Origin of the sequence: Paraburkholderia mimosarum LMG 23256 = NBRC 106338 (assembly GCF_000739815.1) — a bacterium.
In the GTDB taxonomy this organism is placed as follows: domain Bacteria; phylum Pseudomonadota; class Gammaproteobacteria; order Burkholderiales; family Burkholderiaceae; genus Paraburkholderia; species Paraburkholderia mimosarum.
Genome location: NZ_BBJJ01000168.1, coordinates 1 through 4,821, shown reverse-complemented (window position 1 = coordinate 4,821; position 4,821 = coordinate 1). Strand labels below are relative to the sequence as shown.

General features: G+C 69.3%; 4 protein-coding genes and 2 pseudogenes. 5 read left to right on the top strand and 1 reads right to left on the bottom strand.

The window, feature by feature from the left end; translation table 11 throughout:
• The 3 genes and pseudogenes from BMI01S_RS42270 to BMI01S_RS35930 all read left to right on the top strand — a co-directional run.
• Positions 1–208 (top strand): annotated as a pseudogene (locus BMI01S_RS42270) (histidine ammonia-lyase); the annotation flags it as partial.
• Positions 209–254: 46 nt separating this feature from the next.
• Positions 255–950 carry a histidine utilization repressor gene (gene hutC / locus BMI01S_RS35935; protein ID WP_028230781.1) on the top strand — a complete coding sequence of 232 codons (696 nt, stop codon included), beginning with the start codon at positions 255–257 and terminating at the stop codon, positions 948–950.
• 388 nt (positions 951–1,338) lie between these two features.
• Positions 1,339–1,995, top strand: coding sequence for a hypothetical protein (locus BMI01S_RS35930; protein ID WP_028212105.1), 657 nt, complete (start codon positions 1,339–1,341; stop codon positions 1,993–1,995).
• 64 nt (positions 1,996–2,059) lie between these two features.
• On the opposite strand, the gene BMI01S_RS35925 is transcribed toward BMI01S_RS35930, so the two are convergent.
• Positions 2,060–2,938: a LysR substrate-binding domain-containing protein gene (locus tag BMI01S_RS35925; protein ID WP_028212106.1), complete on the bottom strand. Its 879-nt coding sequence runs from the start codon at positions 2,936–2,938 to the stop codon at positions 2,060–2,062.
• Positions 2,939–3,062: 124 nt separating this feature from the next.
• Between BMI01S_RS35925 and BMI01S_RS35920 the strand changes: the two genes are divergently transcribed.
• Together BMI01S_RS35920 and BMI01S_RS35915 are read left to right on the top strand one after the other, a co-directional pair.
• On the top strand, positions 3,063–4,313 hold the full coding sequence (locus BMI01S_RS35920; protein ID WP_407668994.1) for an aminotransferase class I/II-fold pyridoxal phosphate-dependent enzyme: 1,251 nt from the start codon (positions 3,063–3,065) through the stop codon (positions 4,311–4,313).
• 113 nt (positions 4,314–4,426) lie between these two features.
• Positions 4,427–4,821, top strand: a pseudogene (locus BMI01S_RS35915) (AraC family transcriptional regulator); the annotation flags it as partial.

Here is a 4,821-nt window from a genome sequence, read left to right as displayed (position 1 = left end):
GCTCGCCGCGGCCCAGGGCGTGGACCTGCGCGCGCCGCACCACACGAGCCCGGCGCTCGCGCACGTGATGCAGTCGGTGCGCGCCGAGGTGCCGCATTACGACCTCGACCGTTACTTCGCGCCGGACATCGCAGCGCTCACGCGTCTCGTGCAGAACGGGGCGATCGCCAGGCATAGCCCGTTCGCGTTCGAGTCCGAGGCGCAATAACGCAAAATCGCGCGAAATCACGCGAACCAAAGCACGGGCCAAGGCGATGAACGCACCCGCGTACCAGGGGATCAAGGACTTCATCCTTGCGCGCATCCATGCGGGAGAGTGGTGCGAGGGCGACCAGGTGCCTTCGGAGAACGAACTGGCGCGCGAGTTCAGGGTCGCGCGCATGACCGTGAACCGGGCGCTGCGCGAACTCACCGCGGAGCAGGTGCTCACGCGCGTGCAGGGTGCGGGAACGTTCGTCGCGCGGCCCAAATACGAGTCGACGCTCGTGGCGATCCGCAGCATCTCCGATGAAATCCTCGCGCGCGGACACCGCTATCGCGCCCAGGTGCTGGAGATCGGCGTGCTGGCCGCCGACGAGGCGCTCGCCATCGAAATGGGGCTGGCCGCGAACGACAAGGTGTTCAACTCGCGCGTGCTGCACTTCGAGAACGACGAGCCTGTGCAGCTCGAGGAGCGCTGGGTCAACCCCGCCATCGCGCCCGACTACGCGGCGCAGGACTTCACGCACATCACGCCGAACCAGTACCTCGTGCGCGTGGCGCCGCTGCAGGGCGTGGAGTACCGCATCGAGGCGCTCGCCCCTGAAGCGGATACGCGGGCGCGTCTGGGCATGGGCGAGGCCGAGCCCTGTCTCGTGCTGCACCGGCGCACCCGCTCGCGCGGGCTCGTGGCGACGGTCGCCAATCTTTGGCATCCGGGTAGTCGCTACCGCTTCACGGGCCATTTTTGATCGGGCCGCGTAGGTCGCGCCGCGTAGGTCGGGCCGCGTAGGTCGCGCCGCGTAGGTCGCGCCGCGTAGGTCGGGCCGCGCAGGTCGGGCCGCGTAGGTCGCGCCGCGAAGGTCGCGCCGCGCAGGTCGGGCCGCACAGGTCGATCAGCGTAGGTCGGGCCGCGCCGGTGAGGCCGTGCGTGACGGGCCGTGCGTGCGCCGCACCGCTGTTCGCCGTTTTCTTCCGCTTTTCCTGTGCCTGGCCGATCGGGCTCGGCATATTCCTTGCTGGTTCTTCCCAATGGAGCGCGGCGCGTGCCGACAGGGGCCAAAGAGCTCGTGTAACCGGCCCTCGGTGCGCCGCAGCCCGTATCATTGGCGTGTGTGCGAACGAAGGAGGAGCCCCGCAATGGACGATGCCAACGCCACGCTCATGCCGATGTGGCGGGCCAATCTGGTGCTGCTCACGCGCGAGGTCGGCTCTGCCACGCGGCTCGCGCGCATGATGACGTTTTCCGCGAGTTACATGAAGCTGATCGTGTCGGGCCAGCGCGACTTCAGCGCTGAGTTCGTGCGCGGCGTGGAGGCCGTCACGGGCCTGCCCGAAGGCTGGATGGATGTGAGGCACGACAGCGCCGAGGTGCCCGACGAAGCGCGCGAAGCGATTGCGAGCGAGACGCCGCGCGCGCGCTTTCGCGGTACCGCGCATCCGGTGCGCAAGGCGCCCGTGCTGCGCGCGGAGCCGATCTTCGGCCAGGGCGCGAAGCGCGAGGAGGGGGCGCCCGCGCCGTCGTCCGAGGCACACCGGCGTCTCGCGGGCATGCGCAAGATCCGCGATCTCGCCGCGCAGGACGTGCGCAAGCTCGAACGCTATCTCAGCGTGCCGCCGGTCGAGCCCGCGGTGCTGCGCTCGCGCATCGAGGACGTGATCAATTACGCCGATCCGGACGAGCGCGTGCGCGCCGATCTCGAAGGCCGTCTGGAGCAGATCGAGAAGCATCGCGAAATGCTGCTGAGGCATGTCACGCGCCTCTATGCGCTGCTTTCCCGGCTAGGCGACGAATGATGCGTTGCCCGCGCCGGCGCCCACATCGTTGCGCGCAGTGTCCCGCGCATCGACGGCCAACGAATCAGCGCTCCTGGACGCGCAGTTCCGCGAGTATCTGATCGGCGAGAAAGTCGCACGGCGGACGATTCGAACGCGCGCTGCGCGCAAGCACCACTTCGAGTTCTGGCAGCGCGGGCAGCCCGTGCTGGCGGCCGAGCGTGACGAAGTTCTCAGGCACCGCGCAGCGCGCGAGCGGCGCGATGGCGAGACCGGCGGCCACCATACTGCACAGCCCCATCAGGCTCGGACTCTCATACGACGTGCGATACGCGATCTTCGCGCGCTCCAGCGCCTGAATCGCGTTCGTGTGTGCGACGCTGCCGCCGCCGAAGAGGGCGACCGGCAGCGGCCGCTCGCGCCAGATTTCCCGCCCGCTCGCCGCGCTCACGGCGGCCGGCGGCGCGGCCCACACCATCGGCTCGAAGCGGATGAACTCACCGGCCAGGCCACGCGTGCGCGTCACGCAGGCAAGATCGATCTTGTTGTCCTTCAGAAGCGGCATGAGCGAGCTGCTCGGCAGACCGATCACCTGGATTTCCACCTTGGGCCAGTTCGCCGAGAACTTGCGCAAGACGGGCGGCATGAGCGACGAAGCATAGTCGTCGGGCACGCCGATCGACACCCGCCCCGTAACCTCCGGGTGCGCAAGCGAGGCCCACGCCTCGTCGCGCAGCGCGAGCATGCGCCGCGCGTAGGCGATGAGCGTCTGCCCGTCGGGCGTGGGGGTCACGCTGCGCGGCGCGCGGATGAAGAGCGGCTTGCCGATGGACTCCTCGAGGGCGCGGATCTGCATGCTGAGCGCCGCCTGCGAGCGGTGCACGAGCGCGGCGCCGCGCACGAAGCTGCCGGCGTCCGCAACGGCCACGACCATGGCGAGCACGTCGAGATCGAGGGTCTTCATTGGTATAAGAAAAATTGATCGAAGACTTCAATATAACGCGTTTGTCTGAACGCGGGGACGCACGGATACTGGACTCGTTCCGTCCCTTAGGCTCGTTGCCTGCCCCCTTGCTTCGGAGAACGCCATGTTGATGTCGCCGCCCGTCGATCTGACCTACGAACGATTCCAGCAACTGCAGATGCGGCTCGACATGTCGCGCGGCAAACCTTCGCCCGGGCAGCTCGATCTCTCGCAGGCGCTCATCGACGAAGCGGGGCAGGCAGGCTTTCTCGCGCGCGACGGCTTCGACTGCCGCAACTACGGCCTGGCGAGCGGCTTGCCCGAGGCGCGCGAGCTGGGCGCGGAGCTGCTCGGCGTGCCGCCGGCGCAGGTCATCGCGGCGGGCAATTCGAGCCTCGAACTGATGCACGACGCGCTCACGTTCGCGCTGCTGCACGGCGTGCCGGTCGGCGAAGGCGAACACAAGAGCGCGCCGTGGCGCGCGCAAGGCGACATCGCATTCCTGTGCCCGGCGCCGGGCTACGACCGCCACTTCGCCATCTGCGAGGCGCTCGGCGTGCGCATGATCGCGGTGCCGATGCGCGAGGACGGTCCCGACATGGACCGCGTCGAGGCGCTCGTGCGCGACGATCCCTCGATCAAAGGCATGTGGTGCGTACCGCTCTACAGCAACCCGACGGGCGCGATCTGGTCCGACGAGGTGATCCGGCGCCTCGCGGCCATGCCCGCCGCGCCCGATTTCCGCCTCTTCTGGGACGATGCCTATCGCTTCCACCATCTCACCGAAGAAGCGCATACGACGTTCGACGTGTTCGCGGCCTGCGCGGCAGCGGGCCATGCGCAACGCCCGCTGATGTTCGCTTCGCTCTCGAAGGTGACGTTCGGCGGCGGTGCGTTTGCGTGGCTTGCGGCCGCGCCGCGCAACGTGGCCTGGTGGCAGAAGCACGCCGCCGTGCGCACGATCGGGCCGGACAAGCTCAACCAGTTGCGCCACGTGCGCTTCCTGCGCAATCGCGCGACGCTCGCTGAGCTGATGGCGCGCCATCGCGCGCTGCTCAAGCCGAAGTTCGACGCCGTCGACGATGTTTTCCGTGCGCGTCTTGCCGGCGTGGGCGGCGTGAGCTGGAACGTGCCGCGCGGGGGCTATTTCATCAGCCTTTACGCGCCCGACGGTTGCGCGCGCCGCACGGTCGAACTCGCGGCGGCGGCGGGGCTGATCCTCACGCCCGCCGGCGCGGCGTTTCCCTATGGCGTCGATCCGCGCGACAGCCATCTGCGGATCGCACCGTCGTTTCCGGCACTCGACGAGGTGCGTCTCGCAGCCGAGGGGATTGCGCTCTCGCTGCTGCGCGCCATCGACGAACGACGCGCATAGCGCGAGGCGGCGACGCGCGCGGACGGGGCCGGCGGCAACAACGCCAATGTGCTACAACTGGCAGACGTAGCGCCCTGGTGTCTCTGCCCGTGGTCCTTTTCCGCGAGGTTGCCGTGCACGCTCTCGCCGCATCGCTCCATCGCGCGCTCGCGCAGCGCGAGCGCGAAGGCCGCCCCGACAGCGGCCATGCGCCCATCGCGCGTTCCATTGCAGGCGGACCGGGCTGGTCCGTCGACGATGTCGTCTGCACGCTCGGACCGGGCGACCGCCCCTACGAGGAACGCCACGCCAGCGCGTGCCTCGCGCTCGTCGCGGCGGGCGCGTTTGGCTATCGCAGCGGCAACGCACGCGCGCTGATGACGCCGGGCGCGCTCATGCTCGGCGCGACGGACGCCTGCTTCGAGTGCGGCCACCACCACGCGGCGGGCGACCGCTGCCTCTCGTTCCATTACGACGACGCCTGGCTCGACGTGCAGGCCGCCGCCGCCGGGCTCGCGCCTGGCGCCCG

Bases quoted from the DNA above. Each gene is read 5' to 3' on its own strand.
- BMI01S_RS35925 (WP_028212106.1), bottom strand. From the start codon at position 2,938: ATGAAGACCCTCGATCTCGACGTGCTCGCCATGGTCGTGGCCGTTGCG.
- BMI01S_RS35930 (WP_028212105.1), top strand. From the start codon at position 1,339: ATGGACGATGCCAACGCCACGCTCATGCCGATGTGGCGGGCCAATCTG.
- hutC (WP_028230781.1), top strand. From the start codon at position 255: ATGAACGCACCCGCGTACCAGGGGATCAAGGACTTCATCCTTGCGCGC.
- BMI01S_RS35920 (WP_407668994.1), top strand. From the start codon at position 3,063: ATGTTGATGTCGCCGCCCGTCGATCTGACCTACGAACGATTCCAGCAA.